16 protein-coding genes are annotated in these 20,215 nt (G+C 42.2%); 13 read left to right on the forward strand and 3 right to left on the reverse strand.

Annotated elements, in window-relative coordinates; all coding sequences use genetic code 11:
* The first annotated feature begins 7 nt into the window (after window positions 1-7).
* From AABK40_RS04755 to AABK40_RS04780, 6 genes are all read left to right on the forward strand, one after another.
* Window positions 8-1,261, forward strand: coding sequence for a hypothetical protein (locus AABK40_RS04755; protein WP_338397770.1), 1,254 nt, complete (start codon window positions 8-10; stop codon window positions 1,259-1,261).
* Window positions 1,213-2,247, forward strand: a complete 1,035-nt coding sequence (locus AABK40_RS04760) for a glycosyltransferase family 4 protein (protein WP_338397771.1) — start codon at window positions 1,213-1,215, stop codon at window positions 2,245-2,247. Before AABK40_RS04755 ends, AABK40_RS04760 begins: the two co-directional genes overlap by 49 nt.
* Window positions 2,219-3,355: a glycosyltransferase family 4 protein gene (locus AABK40_RS04765; protein WP_338397772.1), complete on the forward strand. Its 1,137-nt coding sequence runs from the start codon at window positions 2,219-2,221 to the stop codon at window positions 3,353-3,355. Before AABK40_RS04760 ends, AABK40_RS04765 begins: the two co-directional genes overlap by 29 nt.
* The gene (locus AABK40_RS04770) at window positions 3,336-3,881 is read left to right on the forward strand and encodes a hypothetical protein (RefSeq protein WP_338397773.1); all 546 of its coding nucleotides are present in this window, start codon (window positions 3,336-3,338) and stop codon (window positions 3,879-3,881) included. Before AABK40_RS04765 ends, AABK40_RS04770 begins: the two co-directional genes overlap by 20 nt.
* Window positions 3,851-4,342 (forward strand): hypothetical protein, encoded by a 492-nt coding sequence (locus tag AABK40_RS04775; RefSeq protein ID WP_338397774.1) that lies wholly within the window; start codon window positions 3,851-3,853, stop codon window positions 4,340-4,342. The genes AABK40_RS04770 and AABK40_RS04775 overlap by 31 nt, the downstream gene beginning before the upstream one ends.
* 108 nt (window positions 4,343-4,450) lie before the next feature.
* A complete protein-coding gene (locus AABK40_RS04780; RefSeq protein ID WP_338397775.1) occupies window positions 4,451-5,011 on the forward strand; it encodes a WcaF family extracellular polysaccharide biosynthesis acetyltransferase in 561 nt (186 codons plus the stop codon).
* A 52-nt stretch (window positions 5,012-5,063) separates the two neighbouring features.
* Here the strand turns inward: AABK40_RS04780 and AABK40_RS04785 are convergent, their stop codons facing one another.
* Entirely contained in the window at window positions 5,064-5,429 is a 366-nt protein-coding gene (locus tag AABK40_RS04785) for a GxxExxY protein (protein WP_338397776.1), read from the reverse strand.
* A 207-nt stretch (window positions 5,430-5,636) separates the two neighbouring features.
* Here AABK40_RS04785 and AABK40_RS04790 point away from each other — a divergent pair, with 207 nt between their 5' ends.
* From AABK40_RS04790 to fcl, 5 genes are all read left to right on the forward strand, one after another.
* Window positions 5,637-6,377 (forward strand): glycosyltransferase family 2 protein, encoded by a 741-nt coding sequence (locus tag AABK40_RS04790; protein ID WP_338397777.1) that lies wholly within the window; start codon window positions 5,637-5,639, stop codon window positions 6,375-6,377.
* 425 nt (window positions 6,378-6,802) lie between these two features.
* On the forward strand, window positions 6,803-7,942 hold the full coding sequence (locus AABK40_RS04795) for a glycosyltransferase family 4 protein (protein ID WP_338397778.1): 1,140 nt from the start codon (window positions 6,803-6,805) through the stop codon (window positions 7,940-7,942).
* Window positions 7,943-8,350: 408 nt separating this feature from the next.
* Window positions 8,351-10,093 (forward strand): hypothetical protein, encoded by a 1,743-nt coding sequence (locus AABK40_RS04800; protein WP_338397779.1) that lies wholly within the window; start codon window positions 8,351-8,353, stop codon window positions 10,091-10,093.
* A gap of 776 nt (window positions 10,094-10,869) precedes the next feature.
* Window positions 10,870-11,979: a GDP-mannose 4,6-dehydratase gene (gmd, locus tag AABK40_RS04805; protein ID WP_338397780.1), complete on the forward strand. Its 1,110-nt coding sequence runs from the start codon at window positions 10,870-10,872 to the stop codon at window positions 11,977-11,979.
* Window positions 11,972-12,904 (forward strand): GDP-L-fucose synthase, encoded by a 933-nt coding sequence (gene fcl, locus AABK40_RS04810; protein WP_338397781.1) that lies wholly within the window; start codon window positions 11,972-11,974, stop codon window positions 12,902-12,904. The genes gmd and fcl overlap by 8 nt, the downstream gene beginning before the upstream one ends.
* A 934-nt stretch (window positions 12,905-13,838) precedes the next feature.
* On the opposite strand, the gene AABK40_RS04815 is transcribed toward fcl, so the two are convergent.
* Both AABK40_RS04815 and AABK40_RS04820 read right to left on the reverse strand, forming a co-directional pair.
* Window positions 13,839-14,141, reverse strand: coding sequence for a hypothetical protein (locus AABK40_RS04815; RefSeq protein WP_421953297.1), 303 nt, complete (start codon window positions 14,139-14,141; stop codon window positions 13,839-13,841).
* Between the two features lie 590 nt (window positions 14,142-14,731).
* On the reverse strand, window positions 14,732-15,889 hold the full coding sequence (locus AABK40_RS04820; RefSeq protein ID WP_338397783.1) for a DUF6359 domain-containing protein: 1,158 nt from the start codon (window positions 15,887-15,889) through the stop codon (window positions 14,732-14,734).
* A 214-nt stretch (window positions 15,890-16,103) separates the two neighbouring features.
* Here AABK40_RS04820 and ppk1 point away from each other — a divergent pair, with 214 nt between their 5' ends.
* Both ppk1 and AABK40_RS04830 read left to right on the forward strand, forming a co-directional pair.
* A complete protein-coding gene (gene ppk1, locus AABK40_RS04825) occupies window positions 16,104-18,260 on the forward strand; it encodes a polyphosphate kinase 1 (RefSeq protein ID WP_338397784.1) in 2,157 nt (718 codons plus the stop codon).
* 733 nt (window positions 18,261-18,993) lie between these two features.
* A complete protein-coding gene (locus tag AABK40_RS04830; protein WP_338397785.1) occupies window positions 18,994-19,548 on the forward strand; it encodes an REP-associated tyrosine transposase in 555 nt (184 codons plus the stop codon).
* Window positions 19,549-20,215: the final 667 nt, after the last annotated feature.

A 20,215-nucleotide genomic window follows, 5' to 3' on the forward strand; every position in this document is an offset into this window, starting at 1 on the left:
TAGGTGGATGGTGATAGATTTTTGGTCCTTTGTTGGCTTGCTGTTAACAGCGTTTTTATTTTATCGGTTTATTGAGCAATTAGGGAAAGGTTTTCCTGTTTTTGAGTTAATAGGCCTGTTGGCTTCTCTGCAATGGATTTTAGGGCCTTTTCAAAGCTACAATAATCCGATAAGTCACTATAAATATTATATGTATGTAAGACAGGAGGAGTATATGGCTTTTGTGGTACCTGCGATGCTTTTGTTTAGTTGGCTGCTTATGAAAAAGCGGACGATCAATATTAATATAGGTATTCTTAAGAATTACTCCAATTATGGTCTTCCCCTGTTGTTCATCGGTTTCTTTGCCGACTTGGCAAGTGGTTTTGTGCCGAATGCACTTTTATTCTTTTTGTTCTTAATTAGCAATTTCAAATATGTTGGGGCTGTGTTATTGCTTTTTTCTCCTAACCCAACGCATCGAACGTTCTTTTATGGCTCTTTGGTGTATTTGGTTTATAGGGCATTATCTTCAGGAATGTTCCATGATTTGATTTTATGGAGTATTTTCTTTTTGATGTTTTGGGCGGTAAAGTATCGTCCTTCCTTCAAATTTAAGTTAGTTATTATTGGTGTGGGTATCTGCTCTTCTATCGCCATTCAGGTTGTCAAAGCGCAATATAGAGTTGCCTTGAGAGGTAGTGGAGCGATCAACAAAGTCGAGCTATTCACTTCTATCTTCGTGGAGAGAATGGAAGCAGGAGTATTGGAAGAGGAAGAAGGGCAGGAGGAGCTGAATGTACGACTGAATCAGGGATGGATTATTTCTGCTATTATGCACCATGTTCCCAATAGCGAAGATTATGCAGGTGGTGAAACCATTATTGAGGCTTTTTCAGCAAGTTTGCTTCCCCGGTTTCTTAACCCAAACAAGAAAAAGGCAGGAGGGCGTGAAAATTTTATGCGATTTACAGGGCTTCCTTTGGGGGGAAATACAAGTATGGGAACCAGTGTGATTGGAGAAGCCTATGCTAATTTTGGGAAATGGGGTGGAATTGGGTTTATGTTCTTCTGGGGAGGAATCTTACTTTGGTATTGGAATCAATTACAGCGTTTGATTTTTACAACACCATTATTGGTGGTGTTTGTTCCATTATTATTTTTGCAGGTCGTTAAGGCTGAGACCGAGTTAGTTGTGGTGTTAAATCATTTGGTCAAAGCCTCCATGGTTGTATGGATGTTTTTTTGGGGAGCGAGGAATATATTGAAATGGGAGGTTTAGTGTCGCCGGTATTTTTATTTCGGGCAAAAAGAGCAGGAGGGAATAGCATCGAGGAGTTGTTTTCAACTATTGTTGGAGGCTTAAATAACCCCGCGAAAGTGGTAAATATTCCACATGTAGGTGCTTCGTTCAAGGCCTTATTCAAAAATATCATATTTGGAAAAAGACTCAAGGGGCAAGTTTTTCATATCACTGGGGATGTGCAGTATATGGCATTAGGGACAGGGCGAAATACGGTTTTAACGGTTCATGATGTAGGCTCAGCTCTACAAGGGAATGTGTTAAAGTGGTTTTTAATTAAGCTGTTGTGGTTTTGGCTGCCTTCTTTAATCGTAAGAAAGATTACCGTTATTTCTGAATTTTCAAAGGGTGAGCTTTTGGAGATTATACCTTGGGCAAGGCATAAGGTGCAAGTAATTCCTAATCCAGTGGATTACGAGCGTTGCATGATATATACGAGGCAAGAACCTACAAAATTCACCTTGCTATTAGTGGGGACTAAACCCAACAAAAATCTTGAAAAAACAATTGAGGCACTAAAAGGGCTTGATGTTCATTTAAATATTATCGGATCGCTAACTGAGGTACAGCAATCTTTACTAACGGCAACCCATCTAACTTTTGATAATTATGTGAACATTAGTTATGATGAGGTTTTAGGACTGTATGCGAGATCCTCTTTGCTTTGTTTTGCCTCTACCTATGAGGGTTTTGGAATGCCTATTATTGAAGCGCAGGCCATCGGAATTCCAGTGATTACGTCAAATGTGGCCTCTATGCCAGAAGTGGCAGGGGATAGTGCTATTTTGGTTGATCCATTGAATGTTGGAGAAATTCGGGAAGCAGTTCTTCTTGTAAAAAACAATCCATCAAAAGCACAAGAGTTAGTAGCGAAAGGGCGTGTTAATGTTGAGCGGTTTAAATTGGCTAATATAGTGGCTCAATATGAGGCCGTGTATGAGGAGGTGTATAATGGAAAGGCCTAAAGTATTGTTATTTACGGAATACTTTGCTCCCGCCTATAAGGGAGGAGGGCCTATTCAGTCTTGTGTAAATTTGGTTCGATACCTTGCTCAGGCCTATGATTTCTATGTAGTATGTCAGGCTTTTGATTTAGATAAATCCCCTTTGGGTGTGCCATTTGAGGAGTGGGTTGATTTTGAAGGCAAGGCGCAAGTTTTTTATGGAGAGGAGCAAAAATATAGCGACATTAAAGCGATCATAGACCAGGTAAAACCTGATGTGGTTTATGTTAATGGCGTTTTTAACCTTTTTACCACTTTGTTTCCTTTGTTATCTAATCGGAAGGTGGGTAGTCAGGCCAAAGTAATTATTGCTCCAAGGGGAATGTTGCAGCTTAATTCACTGAAAATTAAACGACTTAAGAAGCGCCTATACTTAGAGGTTTTGAAGCAATTGTTACCAAAAAATTTGATGTGGCAATTCACCACCCAACAGGAGCAATTGGAATTTCGGACACTTCGGCTTCAAGGTTTACAATCCATTGTAGGTAATGTACCTAACATTTCAATTGGTTTTTCTAAGGGACAAATGAAAAGCAGTGAGGCAATAAAATTAGTTACCGTTGCATTGATAAGCCCTATGAAAAACCATTTGTTAGTGATTGAAGCTTTAAAAAATGTGAAGGGGAATGTACAGTGGGACATATATGGACCTGTAAAGGATTCTCAATATTGGAATTCTTGTCAGGAAACAATTAACCGTTTACCGAAGAATATTATTGTGAATTATCATGGGGAGGTGAAACCTACGAGAATAGGGGAGGTGTTGAAAAAAGCAAATGTTTACATTCAGCCAAGTCAAAGTGAAAACTTTGGACATTCTTTGTTTGAGGCATTTGCAAATGGCCTACCTGTAATTAGCAGTAACCAAACGCCGTGGAGAAATTTGAAGGAAAAAAAGGCAGGCTGGGATGTGGTTTTAGAGGGTAATGAACTGCAAATTGCCATCGAGGAAGCCATTTCGATGGATAGTGAAACTTTTGGTATATGGCAAAAAGGAGCAAGAGCAGTGGCTGAGCAATATATGAGTGAAGCCAATTTAAAAGAGGAGTATGGGCGTTTATTTGGATAGAGTTCGATATTATTGGCAGGTGCCTTTGGTGAAGTTCTTGTTTCGGTTCTTATCCTTGGGACTAATTTGGTTTGTTGTTTATCATTTAGTTTTGGAGCCTTCAGGTGTTCTGGATACTTGGATGACAAGTGGTGTAGCTAAAGTTGCTATTTATTTCATGAATGCTTTTGGTTTGATGATCCAATCTGTAACTAATGCAGATGGATCTGTAACCATGCTTCTTAATGATTTAAATTTGTTGCGTATTGCTCACCCTTGTAATGGGTTAGAATTGGATGTGCTGTTTGTGGTATTCGTGCTTTCCTATGGAAATAGCAAGCTTGTTCCGAAAGTTTCATTTTTGATCGGAGGTTTAATATTTCTATTCTTCTTAAATGTTTTACGGGTTATTGCCTTGGTGAAAATTCAGATGGTTCACCCTGAGTGGTTAGATTTTAGCCATAAGTATTTATTTACTGCGGTGGTGTATGGTTTTGTTTTGTTATTGTGGTGGGTATGGGTAGAACGATTTCAAAAGCAAAGATAGTTTGTCAAAAAATAGTGATGTTAATAGCCCTTAGTGGGCTTTTTTTTATTGGGTATCATCACTATTTGTATGTGTTTGATATTTTTCATTTGGCAGACCCATGGCTTTCAAGGGCTGGTGGTTTTAGTACCTATTCATTCTCAAAATTAGCTTCGGGAGAGGATCCCCGTCTTTATAGTTTGATGTTTTACATCGGAACAAGCACTGTGTTAGGCAGTATTTTTTTGAGTAACGGTTTGAAGGTTGGCCATAGAAGAGCATTACTTATTTATTTCTTAACCTATACAGTGCTTTGTGCTGTTGGAGCCGTGGTTTGGTTAATTTTCAATTTGGAATTAGCGTTTAAGATTATGCAGGAAGGGAAAGCGGTGTTAATAGGGCCTTTTTTTACGATGTTTTGTTTTTTTGTGGGGCGGTTTTTAGTCAATGTTGACAAACGCTCAGGTAGCATTGTTATATAGAGAGTTGAGGAAGGAGAGACGTTTATTGTACACAGATTACACAGATTAACGCAGATTTTTTATTGGTAGGTACAGGGCATGCTCTGCACCTACGAATGATATAAACAAATGAAAACAAATCTATCCATATACAACAACGCTTGGTACTCCACCGGTGCAGGACGCATCAAACGCCTTTTTTGGTATTTTACCAACATTCTATTTTTCATTAACCCACTGAATATTTCTTCGGGGCTAAAAGTCCTACTCCTTAAATTTTTCGGAGCAAAGATCGCCGAAGGTGTGGTGATCAAACCTGGGGTGAACATCAAATACCCATGGCGGTTAGAGATCGGACCGCACAGTTGGATAGGCGAGAAGGTGTGGATTGATAATTTGGTGGCGGTGAAGGTTGGGGCGAATTGTTGTTTGTCGCAGGGTGCGATGTTATTGACGGGTTCGCATGATTATAAGAAAGCTACCTTTGATTTGATGGTGGGAGAGATTGTGTTGGAAGATGGTGCCTGGGTAGGTGCTCAGGCGGTGGTTTGCCCGAAGGTGAGGGTGGGGAGTCATGCGGTGGTTGCCGTGGGGAGCGTGGCGACGGGTGATGTTCCTGAGTATGAAATTTGGCAGGGGAACCCTGCTGTTTTTAAGCGGGAGCGGATTGTTTTTGAACCCACGGATTAGTGTTTTTTATTGTCCACAGATTACACAGATTTCCACAGATAATTATTTTAGTTTATAATATTACTCGCTTGTATTCAAGGCTTTTCGCTCCAAAGTTTAGAATGAGTCCTTTCTTGAATTTTGTGGCTTTCAAGTAATTTAGCGTTTGAGCTGTATGTGCTGGTTCTAATTTATTTACTGCTTTTAATTCTACAATGATATTTTGAAAGCAAATGAAGTCAGCATAATATTTCTTTTCGAGCAATTGGTTTTTATAGTAAATACTAAGCATTACTTCATGTTCGAAAGGAATGTGTGCAGTATTCAATTCAATGGAGAGAGCTTCATGATAAACATGCTCTAAGAAACCTTTACCTAAGTTTTTATGAACCTCCATTGCGGCGCCTATTATTTGATAAGTTTGCGGATCTTTAGTCATACCCATATGTTTTGTGAATTACACGAAGGTATCGTTAGATAGTTCACCGCAGAAAAAGAATCTATGTATAATACTGAACCATTTCCCTTAGTCATTAAAAAAAGAAATCTGTGCTAATCTGTGTAATCTGTGGACAATACCTACGCTTTCAATTGGTTATGAAAGAAGAAATCTGTGGGTGGATAAAACACAATCTGTAGTTAATAAATGAAAATATCAATCATAACGATCTGCTACAACGCAGAGCAAACACTGCCGAGCACTCTCGCCTCGGTGGAGCAACAGGATTACCACAATATTGAATACATCGTGGTAGATGGCGGTTCCAAAGACGGAACCATGGATTTAGTGAAGGCTTGCCAACGGGTGGATCGCTATGTGAGTGAGCCTGATAAGGGACTGTATGATGCCATCAATAAGGGTATTGCCATGGCGACGGGTGATTATGTCGGCTTGATTCATGCAGATGATTTTTTTGCGGATCATCAGGCGGTTTCTAAGATTGTCAAGCAATTGGAAAAGGCACCTGCGGATGGACTGTATGCTGATTTGGATTATGTGGATCAGGAGGAGGTGAGCAAGATTCACCGGCATTGGGTGTCTGGGGAATATGATGCTAAGCGTTACCTGAAGGGGTGGATGCCTCCGCACCCGACATTTTATTGCCGTCGGGAGTTGTTTGCGCAGTTTGGGGGCTATCGACTGGATTTTGGTTCGGCAGCTGATTATGAATTGATGCTGCGCTTTATGGTGAAGCATCAGATTTCGATGACTTATTTGCCGGAGGTATTGGTGAAAATGCGGGTCGGTGGGGCAAGTAATGAAAGTTGGAAGGCGCGTTGGAAAGCGAATCAGATGGATGCCCGTGCCTGGGAGGTGAATGGCTTACAGCCGAAGTTTTATACGCGCTGGGCGAAGCCATTAAGTAAGCTGGGGCAGTTTGTTTGATTTATTGAGAAGGTCGTAGACAGGAGCCTACGACCGGTACGTGCGGTGTGGAAATGTAGGGACGTTGCATGCAACGTCCGTACCGGCAGGCACATGAATTGCAGAACAAATAGATGTCCACTTTGAGCCTTTGCTGTGAAATCAATTTTTTACATATTTTTATTTAATGCAAATTTTATTTTACTTTAAGGCGATTTGTTTTTCTTACACTGTAAATAGTTAAACGCCTTTATCACTGTGAGGCATGTTTTTTGAAATATTTGATCCAAGCGAGACGCTTGAACTAAATAATGTGTCAGGCTACACACGATCATACAAAAAAAATATGTGGACAATAAAAAACATGAATCTGTGGATAAAATATAACCTAATCAACGTTAATAAGAATACCTATTAGGGTATAACCTTAACTCAACATCTCTATTATGGATTTTAGCTTTGAATTCCCTTTTTGGGGTCAAGCATTTTTGGCCTTTATCGCCTCTTTATTTTTCAGTTTAATCACTATTCCAGTGGTAATTAATGTTTCGTTGGCAAAAGGATTGTTTGATGAACCTAACGGTCGGAGTTCGCATCAGCGTGTAACACCTACTTTAGGAGGCGTTGCTGTTTTTATCAGTCTGATATTGACCTATTTATTGGTCGGGGGCGTACATTTTGTTCCTGCTATCCGTTATCTTTTTGCCAGCTTGCTGATCATCTTTTTTATTGGCATTAAAGATGATATTCTGGTGATTGCACCGATAAAGAAACTGTTGGCGCAGCTCTTTGCGTCTTTGATTGTGATCATCATGGCCGACATCCGTATTGGCTCATTGCATGGTGTGGTGGGCATCTATGAAATCCCCTATATTGCTTCAGTCGTTCTTTCACTGTTTGTGTATGTGGTGATGATCAATGCGATCAACCTTGTTGATGGTATCGACGGACTTGCGGGAGGCTTAGGGATTGTCATGGCAGGTTTTTTGGGCGTTTGGTTTTATGTCAATGGCGCATATTCTTACGCTTTATTATCAGTGATTTTGATCGCTTCCTTGATCGGGTTTCTGCGGTTCAACTTCTCTCGGGAACAGAAAATTTTCATGGGCGACACGGGTTCCTTGCTTTTGGGATTTGTGTTGGCGGTATTGAATATACAGTTTTTACGGATGCACGAACTGCCCGAGGTAATGGTCTTCAGCTTTAAGTCTGCACCAGCCATGGCCGTTTTGCTTTTTGCCATTCCATTATTTGACACTTTGCGCGTTTTTACGAACAGAATCAGCGAGCGTCGATCACCTTTTTTTCCCGACCGTAACCATATCCATCATATCTTTATCGACAAGGGACTGCAACATTGGAAAGCTACAGCGCTGATCTGTATCTGCAATGTATTGTATGTGTTGCTGTTTACCTATATCGTGGAGGCACTTTCGCCTTCATTATCCTGCTTGTTTATTTTTGGTTTGTTCCTCATTTACGCCTATGTGTTGAACTTGATGAAGATGCCACCAACCAGCAAGATGTTTGTGAAGAAGTCAGTGGTGAGGTTTCAGCAACGGACGAATATGCGGAAGCGGGCGTGATTTGACGATTTATTTGTAGCCGCACCGCATGCGGTGTGGTATTGTAGGGACGTTGCATGCAACGTCCGTACGGGTTTGGGTATTTTGATAACCATGGTTGAAACCATGGCCTATCAGCACAAAAACCTGCTAAAGCAGGTTGGCTCCGTACTCCTATTCAAGCAGGACATTTTATAAAATCCGTAGTGTCAAATTAAGTGCAATACTAACCCATTTTAATGGGTTTTTGTATTGATAGACCATTGCTTTAGCTGTGGGATAATATGATTCGTCTTAATGATCGGGTCGTAGATCGGAGGCTACGACCAGGATAGTAATTATAATAAAAAATAATCTGTGTTAATCTGTGAAATCTGTGGACAATATTTAACCACTCCAACTTCAATACAATAACAATACTATTAATCAATGAAAAATACCTACCCATCAGCCAAAATACTCAGCTTTTTGGCTTTTTTTATGCTCTTTTTTCAAGGATACAAGGTCATTGGTCAGCGGGCAAGTGTGCCACTGAACGATGATTATTACTATTTGATTCAACGGTTTGAAGGGCTTTCGGGCAAGCAGAACCCTCAGCTGCACACAACGGTCTTGCCCTATCGACGAGATCTATTGGTGCCGTTTTTACAGTCGTTGGATCAGCGTGCATTTTCTCGTGTAGATCAGTTTAATTATCAGTATTTGCTGAATGACAGTTGGGAGGCTTCTTCGGATTCCACCACTGGCAACAGTCAGAAGACGATTTGGAATACTTTTTTTAAGAAGCAGTCTGATTTTCTGATGGTCAATACCCCTCGATTTGATGTGCATGTTAACCCCGTGATTTATTTCGCTGGAGGGGTGGAACGCAAGGGGCAGGTTGCCGAAGGCGGTAGTAATAGCCAAACCTTGTTTCAGAATACCCGGGGCGTGGAAGTTCGGGGACAGATTGGTCAGAAGGTGGGGTTCTATTCTTTTTTGGGTACCACCCAAGCTGTTTTTCCGAGCTATGTTCAAAATCAGTTTGGCAAATACCGCTCATTGCCTGGCGAAGGTTACGTGAAGGATTTCAAGGAGAACGGTTTCGATTATTTTACCTCCAGAGGTTATTTTACTTTCGATTTTATTCCTGAAATTAATGTGCGTGCAGGTTATGATCAGGTGAAGGTGGGCGAAGGTTTACGATCGATGATCCTGTCCAACAATGCGAACAGTTACCTTTTTGCCCAACTGACCACACAGGTATGGAAGCTTCAGTACACCAGTATTTATGCACAGATGGCAGCTTTGCCGTCGGATCAATATTTAGGAAGTGAAACCTATTCAAAAGGCTTTGGCTTTCATCGTTTGGGTTTGAATATCGGAAAGAAAGCGAATATAGGGTTGTTTGAAACGGTGAATTTTGGGGGATACGATAGCCTTGCTCATCGTCCGTTACCGATGCCACTGACCTTCTATAACCCCATTATTTTCTTTCGGGGGATGGAGCTGGAGTCAGGTTCTTATTTCGGCAAGATGCAAATTGGTCTGGACTGGAAGTGGTACCTGACGCCTGGCCTGAAATGGTATGGGCAGTTTGTTTTGGATGAGTTCAACTTGAACATGCTGAAGGAAAACGACGGTTGGTGGGCGATGAAGTTTGCTGTGCAGTCGGGTTTGGCATGGTACAATGTTGGAGGAGTCAATAATTTGGATTTACAAATTGAAGGGAATCTGGCACGACCATATACCTATAATCACAAGTCGCCCTATTCGGCCATGACGCACTATGGAGCCTCACTTGCGCACCCGCTTGGTTCTAATTTTTATGAGCTTTTGGCAGTGGTTCGAGCGCAACCTTTTCCTCGACTCAGCCTTGTTTTTCAGGGACAATATGCCATTTACGGACAGGATTACCTGAAGGAAGATGGCACAGAAACCAACTTCGGCAGCGACCCGATGAAGGATTATGACACACGGGAATCGGATACGGGCAACTATATCGGTCAGGGAAATACGACACGACAATTGATGGCAGATATGCGGGCAAGCTATCAGCTGAAGCACAATCTGTTTATCGACGGGCGTTTGCTAATGCGTCAGGTGCAACCTGAAATGACTACGGCTTATACCGACATCACTACCACCATGAGTCTGCGGTGGAATATTGGGTATCGGTCGGATTTTTATTGATAACCGGTAGCCCCACTGCACGCGGTGGGGAAGTATTGAGAATAAAATTTGAATCCACCGTCAAAAATCCGTAATTGCCGTTTTTAAAGAAGAAATGTAATGGTTGAGTCGTAGACGAGAGCCTACGACCAGTGTTCATGGATGCATTTCGATAACCATGGTTGAAACCATGGCCTATCATCACAAAAACCTGCTAAAGCAGGTTGGTCTTGTTTTTTCAATGGAACACCACAATTATTTAAAAATGGTGTTTTATTCGAGGCGCAGGTTCAACCCATTTCAATGGGTTTTTGTATTGGTAGCCCATTGCTTTAGCTGTGGGTATTTAAAGTTGGGTCGTAGACAGAGCCTACGCCCAGTGTTCATGGGTGCATTTCGATAAGGGGCTGTTGCTCAATCATAAATTGATATTGTCCCACGAAATTTTATTTGGTCACTGTATGGGCAGACCTGTGTGTCTGCCCGAATCATAATAAATTTTGTATGGTTTGGATACACACTTAGGTGCATCCGTACAGCTCACGAAATAGTCTTTTGTGCTAAATGAATAGAACTGAGTTGTGCGACAGCCCCCTATCATTACAAAAACCTGCTAAAGCAGGTAGGACTTGTTTTTTCAATGGAACACCACAATTATTTAAAAACGGTGTTTTATTCGAAGCACAGGTTCAACCCATTTCAATGGGTTTTTGTATTGGTAGCCCATTGCTTTAGCTGTGGGTATTTAGATAAAAGAAATTAACGGGTATTCAACCCAACAAAAACTGAATTTATAGATGAAAAAGGCTTTAATCACCGGAATTACCGGTCAGGATGGTGCTTATTTGGCGGAATTGCTTTTGGAAAAAGGCTATGAAGTGCATGGAATCAAGCGCCGTAGTTCTTTGTTCAATACGGATCGTATCGATCACCTGTATCAGGATCCACATGAAAAGGGGATTCGTTTCAAATTGCATTATGGGGATTTGACGGATTCCATGAACCTGACGCGGATCATTCAGGAGGTGCAGCCGGATGAGATTTATAACCTCGGGGCGATGTCGCACGTGAAGGTGTCTTTTGATACGCCGGAATACACGGCCAATGCGGATGGTATTGGGGTTACGCGTATTTTGGAGGCGATCCGTTTGTTAGGCTTGGAGAAGAAGACCAAGTTTTATCAGGCATCGACGTCGGAGTTGTATGGCTTGGTGCAGGCGGTGCCTCAGAGTGAGACGACGCCATTTTACCCACGCTCGCCTTATGCGGTGGCGAAATTGTACGGCTATTGGATCACGGTGAACTACCGCGAGGCTTATGATATGTATGCCTGCAACGGGATTTTGTTCAACCACGAATCTCCTTTGCGTGGCGAAACTTTCGTAACCCGTAAGATTACCCGAGGGGCTTGTAAAATTGCCTTGGGGCTTGAAGAAACCATCTACCTGGGTAATATGGATGCTAAGCGTGACTGGGGACATGCCAAGGATTATGTGAAGGCGATGTGGTTGATGTTGCAGCAGGAAACTGCCGAGGATTTTGTGGTGGCTACGGGCATTACAACGACGGTTCGTGATTTTGTGAAGATGTCTTTTGCCGAGTTGGGTATTGAGGTGGCTTTCTCTGGCGAAGGGGTTGATGAAATCGGTTCCGTGGTGAAATGTACCGGTGAATACCAATTACCAGAGGGTATGGTGGTGGTTCGTGTCGATCCAAAATATTTCCGTCCGACGGAAGTAGATTTGTTGATTGGTGATCCAGCCAAAGCGAAAGAGAAATTGGGATGGGAGCTTGAGTATGATTTACCTTCTTTGGTGAAAGATATGGTTCAGAGTGATATGAATATCTTCAAGCGTGATAAATTCTTGATGGAAGGCGGTCATAAAGTCTATACTCAATATGAATAAGGATTCGAAAATATATGTGGCAGGTCACCGTGGAATGGTGGGCTCGGCGATTGTCCGCAATTTGCAGGCAAAGGGATTTGAAAATATTGTTTACCGTACATCCAAAGAATTGGATTTGCGGGATACGGTAGCGGTAAAAGCTTTTTTTGAAGCTGAAAAACCCGATTACGTTTTCTTGGCGGCAGCCAAAGTTGGTGGAATCGTGGCGAACAATACTTATCGTGGTGAATTCATTTATGAAAACTTGATGATCCAGAACAATGTGATTCATCAGGCGCATTTGGCTGGGGTGGAGAAGTTGATGTTTTTGGGTTCATCCTGTATTTACCCAAAATTTGCGGAACAACCGATGCGTGAAGATGCTTTGCTGACAGGGATTTTGGAACCAACCAATGAACCTTATGCGATTGCAAAAATCGCAGGGATCAAAATGTGTGAGGCTTATCGTTCACAATATGGTTCGAATTTCATTTCGGTAATGCCAACGAACCTGTACGGTCCGAATGACAATTATGACTTGCAGAATTCCCACGTATTGCCGGCATTGATCCGTAAGTTCCATGAAGCAAAAGTGGAAGGCAAGGACTCGGTGGAAATCTGGGGAACGGGCTCGCCGAAGCGTGAGTTTTTGCATGCCGATGATTTGGCGGAGGCTTGTGTTTACCTGATGGAAAACTACAATGAGGAATCATTGGTCAACATCGGAACGGGTGAGGATATTTCGATCAAGGACTTGGCCTTGTTGGTAAAAGACACCGTTGGTTTTGAAGGCGAATTGAAATTCGATACTTCGAAACCGGACGGCACACCTCGCAAGCTGATGGATGTATCGAAATTGCATTCAACAGGCTTCCGACACAAGATCACTTTGGCGGATGGTATTGCTGAAGTTTATAAGGATTTTGTGGAGCATCCTCCGGTTTAAGGGGATCGCATGTAATCATATTGTAGTGACGTTGCATGCAACGTCCGTACCGTAGGTGCAAAATCAAAAACCGCAACATGGAATTGCTTCTTGTTGCGGTTTTTTTATTTCCATTCTTTGAGATGTTTGACGGGATTTCATAATGTAGTGACGTTGCATGCAACGTCCGTACCGTAGGTGCAAAATCAAAAACCGCAACATGGAATTGCTTCTTGTTGCGGTTTTTTTATTTCCATTCTTTGGGATGTTTGACGGGATTTCATAATGTAGGGACGTTGCATGCAATGTCCGGAACGATAGATACAAAATCAAAAACCGCAACATTGGAATTGCTCCTTGTTATGGTTTTTTTTATTACCACTTTTTTGGGATGTTTGACGGGATTTCATAATGTAGGGACGTTGAATGCAACGTCCGTACCGTAGGTGCAAAATCAAAACCACAACATTGGAATTGCTTCTTGTTGCGGTTTTTTTTATTTCCACTTTTTTTGGGAAGTTTTAATGGTATCGCATAATGTAGTGACGTTGCATGCAACGTCCGTACCGTAGGTGCAAAATCAAAGACCGTAACATTGAAATTGCTCCTTGTTACGGTTTTTTTTATTACCACTTTTTTGGGATGTTTGACGGGATTTCATAATGTAGTGACGTTGCATGCAACGTCCGTACCGTAGGTGCAAAATCAAAACCGCAACATTGGAATTGCTCCTTGTTACGGTTTTTTTATTACCACTTTTTTGGGATGTTTGACGGGATTTCATAATGTAGTGACGTTGCATGCAACGTCCGTACCGTAGGTGCAAAATCAAAACCACAACATTGGAATTGCTCCTTGTTGCGTTTTTTTATTTCCATTCTTTGAGATGTTTGACGGGATTTCATATTGTAGTGACGTTGCATGCAACGTCCGTACCGTAGGCGCAAAATCAAATTCATGAATGGAATTTATCTTGTGCCCATTTCTGTGGATTATTTTTAATGTAGTCATCGATATTATGAAAGGCCTCTTGATCCTTGATGATATGATCGTAAAATCTGTTGTGCCATTGCATGGGATAACCCAACTGATTACAAGTTTTCGTTACTGCAGATTTGTACGACCTGATGATTGTTGATATGGAGTTCTGTTTTGGCGTGATTTTTCGGAAGTTGCTATTTTTATCTGTTGCTGCTGAACATTCCTTGGAATGGTGAAACTGATTTAGTTGAATGATTCCGTGTAGATGATTAGGCATGATACAAAAAGACCCTAACCAAATTTTATTTTTTGTATGATATGGGATCTGTTGCCATAACAAATGAGCAACCAAGCCGGCATGTGACAGTGTCATTTTACCTGAAATAATATTGCCGAATAAATGTCGGTATTCGTGTGTGCAGATGGTGATGAAATAGGTTCCCGGCCAACGATAATCCCAGCCATTTAGCCGACTTGATTTTCTGTTTCATGTTGGTCTTGTTTTGTGGACGTTGCGTGCAATTCCCGTACAGGGTTAGAATAAATTGGGTGTAGTGACGTTGCATGCAACGTCCGTACCGATAGGTACAAAATCAAAAACCGCAACATTGGAACTAATCCATGTTGCGGTTTTTTTTATTTCTATATTTTTGGATGGCAAAATGTATGGAGGTTACATTTAACATTCATATTGAAGGTAATGACGGCAAGTTGATCATAGGTCTAAAAATGCAAGTTGAAATATAAATTACAGATCGCCATTATCAGCTGTATTCTTGTAATAGTTCAATTTTTAGATATTGGTAATGGTTCCAAAAGGCTGAAATTCTTACGGATGTAAGTCCTTCAGCCTTTCGTGAAAGTGCATCAGGGTAATATTTCATATTCCTTCGGTGATTTGAGGCCTGTTGTTCCGAAGTAGCTTTGAAGCGTTCCTCCTCTAACAACAATTTTTTTGCCTAACAGGTCCGGATTATCCTTCAGGTTGAGCACTTCCCGAATAGTACCGCTGGGTAGCTGAAGGGGGAGAATTTTTGTGACAACGGTTTCATTGGGCGTGTCCGCTAATGCGATATTTGTGGAGGAAGTGAAGGGCGCTGTCAGTTTAAAGTTTGGACCCGAGGAGGTTGTTCCGACGATATATCCGTGTAGGTCTGCTTCGGTTTCCAGAGGTGCTGACAAGGCTTCATTGATGGTCAGGCCGAGTTCAGGGTTTTCCGCAGGAGGTGTCGGAGGCTCCTCATTATTACAGGCGATGGTGTCAAACTGAAACGTAACAGGGGATCCGTCGAGGGCTTTCAATTCGGTAAGGGAGAGCTCCAGCGATTTTTTGGCTTCTTCGGTCTGGAAGTCAATATGGTATTTTTCAGCCGACTCGACAAGCAGACTGTGGTATTGGGCGTGGTTTTCATTGATCCTTGCAAAGGGGATTTCCCGACCTTGTGAATCTGTGATTTGAGGCGCTTGCTGAAAGTATTCCCAGCCGTTCAGTGGACAAATATACCGAAGCGCAACGAGGTTGAAGGGGATGAGCTCAATCAGTGTAACCTCCATGCCAATGCCTGTTTCTTGCGGTGCTTTTGGCGCTGCTACGCTAATGGTGGTCAGGTTTATGGTATTGGTGACGAGCGGAGCAATGCTGAAATCAAGCGGCAAACACGCATCGATGGCCATAAACTGTCGGCACAATTCACTTTCCTGGCCGGGGGTGTAATACAGGGGCTCAGCCTGTGCATTTCTTACTTCCAGTTTAGTCAGTTGGTATGTCCCGACAGGAAGCTCGATAGGTGCAAAGGATACACGACCATCAGCCAGCTGAATAGGCAGCGGGCCAAATTGCAGTGATTGAGCATCGTCCATACTGGTGATTTCAATATGGATATGATCGATAGTAGCGATGTCCGCCTGTCGATGATTGAGGCTGGCGACGCTGCCACGAAATTGAATTTTTCCCATAGGTTCCTCGACCTGGGTTTTTGTACAGGCGGCAAGCAGTATGCTCAGCCATAGACAATATTTCAGCATAGTGTTCAAGAGATTTTATGCTGATATACTTTGGAAAATAAGGCACATTTCTGTGGTGAAGGATTTCAGTGGAACATTGGGGTAGGATTCTTTTCTGTGATTTATGGAATATCATGTAAATAGTGGAATTTTTGATTTCTATTTGTGTGCTGAAATCCGTAAATTGAAGGTAGTGGTGTTCACGAGTGAATAAGAAAATTACAATTCAAAATATATGGCTTCAGTAGAAACAGATCGGATTTCCAAATTAATTGACAGCAGTGACTTGATCAGCAGGGACTTAAGCTGGTTGAAGTTCAACGAGCGTGTGCTTGATCAGGCGAAAAAAGATCGCAGCCTACTGGAGAAGCTTAAATTTTTGGCCATCACAGATTCAAACCTCGATGAGTTCTTCATGATCCGAGTGGGCTCGCTGTATAATTATATCGATTACGGTAAGGAGCGCACGGACTACTCGAAGTTGCGGGAGTATCAGTTCAAGAAGCGGCTGTTTGCAGAAACTCAGCGCTTTGTGAATCAGCAACAGAGTTTGTTCTTAAGTCTAGTGGATCAGTTTGAGGGCAGTGGCTTTCGGATTGAAAACGATCTGGATCAGCTGACGATGAATGACCGTGCGGAAGTGGAGGAGTTTTTTGATCGGACGGTTTTCCCGATGTTGACACCAATGGCCTATGATAATTACCATACTTTTCCGCTGTTGATGAATAAGTTATTGATCTTTGGGGTGTGGACGCAAGCGGAAGATGGGGGAAATCAGCATAAATTATCCTTCGTACAGATTCCTGCCAATTTACCGAAATTCTATGAGATCGAGCGTCAGGACTTGCTGTTGTTCGTTCCGATTGAGCAGGTGATCCGCTATTATATGCAGAAGCTTTACCGCAATGTGGTGATTGATTCGCTGACGCTGTTCCGTATCACGAGAAATGGTGATTTTACCTTGGAGGAATCGGATGATATTGAGGCGAATTTTCTCGATGAGTTGCGCCTGAAGCTGAAAACAAGGAAAACGGGTCGCGTGGTTCGGCTGGAGACCGAGTACAATCCTGATCCCAACCTTTTGGCGATTTTGAAAGAGCGTTGGCTGATTGATGAGGACAATATTTTCAGGATGCACCAGGCGAGTCTGGTGGATTATACCCGTTTTTGGGGCATCGTCAATCACCGATTGTTGCGTGCGCATCTTCCTAAGCAACCTTCGCCAGTACGGCCAGTGAGCTTGCCTCCAAAGGGGGAGCAAAATATGCTTGAGGTACTCAAAAAGCGTGATGTGTTGATGCATCACCCTTACAATAATATGGATCCATTGCTTGAATTGCTGGATCAGGCTGCTGATGACCCAAAGGTGTTGTCGATCAAGATTACCATTTACCGTTTGGCAAAGCGATCAAGAATTGTGGAGGCCCTATTGAAAGCCGCAGAAAATGGAAAGCACGTTTCGGTTTTATTTGAGGTCAAAGCCCGTTTTGATGAAGAAAACAACCTTGCGGCAGCGAAACGATTGCAGTCTGCAGGATGCTTTGTGATTTATGGAATTTCCAACTTTAAAACCCACACAAAACTGTGCTTAATTGTGCGTAAAGGGGAATCAGGCATTACCTCTTACGTGCACATGTCAAGTGGTAATTACAATGAATCCACGTCGAAGCTGTACACTGATTTGGGGATGCTGACCACCAAAAGGGAATATGCGAAAGATGTGGCGGAGTTTTTTAATGTGATTACGGGGCATTCGAACCCTAACCGATTTAAATCCCTGATTACTGCGCCAACCAATATGCGTGATCAGTTGATTGAGATGATTGATCAGGAAACGCAACATGCCAAGCAAGGTTTGCCCTCAGGTATTTGCATCAAGATCAATTCCCTGCAGGACAAGAAAACGATCAAGGCGCTTTATAATGCCTCTCAGCAGGGAGTGCCCGTGAAGCTGATCGTCCGTGGAATTTGCTGTTTGCGCCCACAGCGTCAGGGTTTGAGTGAGAATATTGAGGTAATCTCTATTGTAGGCGATTATTTGGAGCACAGCCGAATTTATTATTTCCACAATCAGGGCGACCCTTTGTTGTATTCAGGCTCTGCTGATGTGATGGTGCGCAGCTTTGACCGTCGTCTGGAGTCTTTGTACCTCATTACGGATGAATTGCTTAAAAAGCAGGTAACCAACATTCTGGCTTATAACCTCAAGGACAATGTGAATGCCTATTCTATGCATGAGGATGGCAACTTTACCCGCCGGGAACCGCAAGAAGGAGAGAAAAAGTTCAATGTGCATAAGGAGTTTTTTAAAGTACGGGCGACGGCCATCAAAAAAGTGTCCTTATTTGCGGATCAAGTGGAAGAATCCACTCCGACCACAACGAAAAAATAATGCTTTTTCGCAGATGCTTATCGCTGATCTTCGGAAAAGCCTATGAGGATTATTTTGTCACGCGACGGAGTCACGCGACAGGTGTGTTTTTAGTCAAAGTATTCTTTTCTGTTTACCCTATCGCGAGAGTCTCTCTCGTAATAATTGCTTATTATGATTAGTTCGTCACGAGACGGAGTCACGCGACAGGTGTGTTTTTAGTCAAGGTATTCTTTTCTGTTTACCCTATCGCGAGAGTCTCTCTCGTGATAATTGTTTATTGTGATTAGCTTGTCCCGCGACGGCGTCACGCGACAGGCAGTGGAGCCGGTTTAGTGTGTTTTTCAATTAATTGAGCACATTATTAGTTTACGCTATCGCGAGAGTCTCTCTCGTGATAATTGCTTATTGCTATTAGTTTGTCCCGCGACGGCGTCTCGCGGCAGGAAGTGGAGTCAGTTTAGTGTGTTTTTCAATTAATTGAGCACATTATTAGTTTACGCTATCGCGAGACTCTGTCTCGTGATAATTGTTTATTGTGATTTAGTTTGTCCCTCGACGGAGTCTCGCGACAGTCCCATTCATGATAAGTGCTTATTTTGATCAGTTTTCCGGAAGACAGCGTGCAGCCTTAAATCTAACTGTGTCGAGAAATGTTTTCATTCAATTTTTTAATTTAGATCAAAAAACCTACACCTACTCTTTTTACCATGGCATAAACCGTAATTGATAAGCAATTATCAAAAACAAGAAAATGTCAAGTGCATACAAGATCAAAGACGAAAGCCGTTTTCATTTCTTGACCATGTCAGTGGTGGATTGGATGGATGTGTTCACAAGGAAAGATCATCAACAAATTATCATTGATTCACTTCGGTTTTGTCAGAAAAATAAAGGCTTACAAATAGGTGCCTGGTGCATGATGACCAATCATATTCATTTGATTGCTCGATCAGAACAAAATTCATTAGGTAAAACCATTGGTGAGTTCAAGCGATTTACGTCACATCAAATGCTAAAGGAGATAAGCGCTTCAGCAAAGGAGAGTAGAAAAAATTGGTTAATGGGTCGTTTTTCTCAAGCCTCTCGCCAATATAAAAGCGCTGATAAACATCAATTATGGCAATATGAATCGCATCCTGTTGAATTAAATACGAATACTATTATTCAGCAAAAAGTGGATTATCTTCATTATAATCCTGTAAAAGCAGGTTTTGTCGAAACCCCTGAGGCGTGGAGGCTAAGTAGTGCTATGGAATATAGTGGGGGAGGGCGCGTGCCTTTAATTGATTGTTATTTGATGTGGTGATATAATGGAAAGTCACGAGATGGAGTCTCGGGACAGGTGTGTTTTTAGTCAAGGTATTCTTTTCTGCTAACCCTATCGCGAGACTCTGTCTCGTGATAATTGTTTATTGTGATTTAGTTTGTCCCGCGACGGAGTCACGCAACAGGTGTGTTTTTAATCAAGGTATTCTTTTCTGCTTACGCTATCGCGAGAGTCTCTCTGGTGATAATTGCTTATTGTGATTAGTTTGTCACGAGACGGAGTCACGCGACAGGTGTGTTTTTAGTCAAGGTATTCTTTTCTGCTTACGCTATCGCGAGAGTCTCTCTGGTGATAATTGCTTATTGTGATTAGTTTGTCACGAGACGGAGTCCCGCGACAGGTGTGTTTTTAGTCAAGGTATTCTTTTCTGCTAATCCTATCGCGAGAGTCTCTCTCGTGATAATTGTTTATAGCTATTAGTTTGTCACGAGACAGAGTCTCGCGATAGGTAATGGAGTCGGTTTAGTGTGTTTTTCAATTGGCAAAGTCCCTAATATTATTTTACGCAATCGGAGGGTGCATAACTGGAATTGTAGTTTATATCACCAAATAATATTTCGTTTTGGTAGGGTCAGGCCTGTGTGCCTGACCGAAACAGTCATTGTAACGCTATTTTTGGGCGAGCACGTGGGATCACCCGTACCAA

Origin of the sequence: Persicobacter psychrovividus (assembly GCF_036492425.1) — a bacterium.
GTDB lineage: Bacteria > Bacteroidota > Bacteroidia > Cytophagales > Cyclobacteriaceae > Persicobacter > Persicobacter psychrovividus.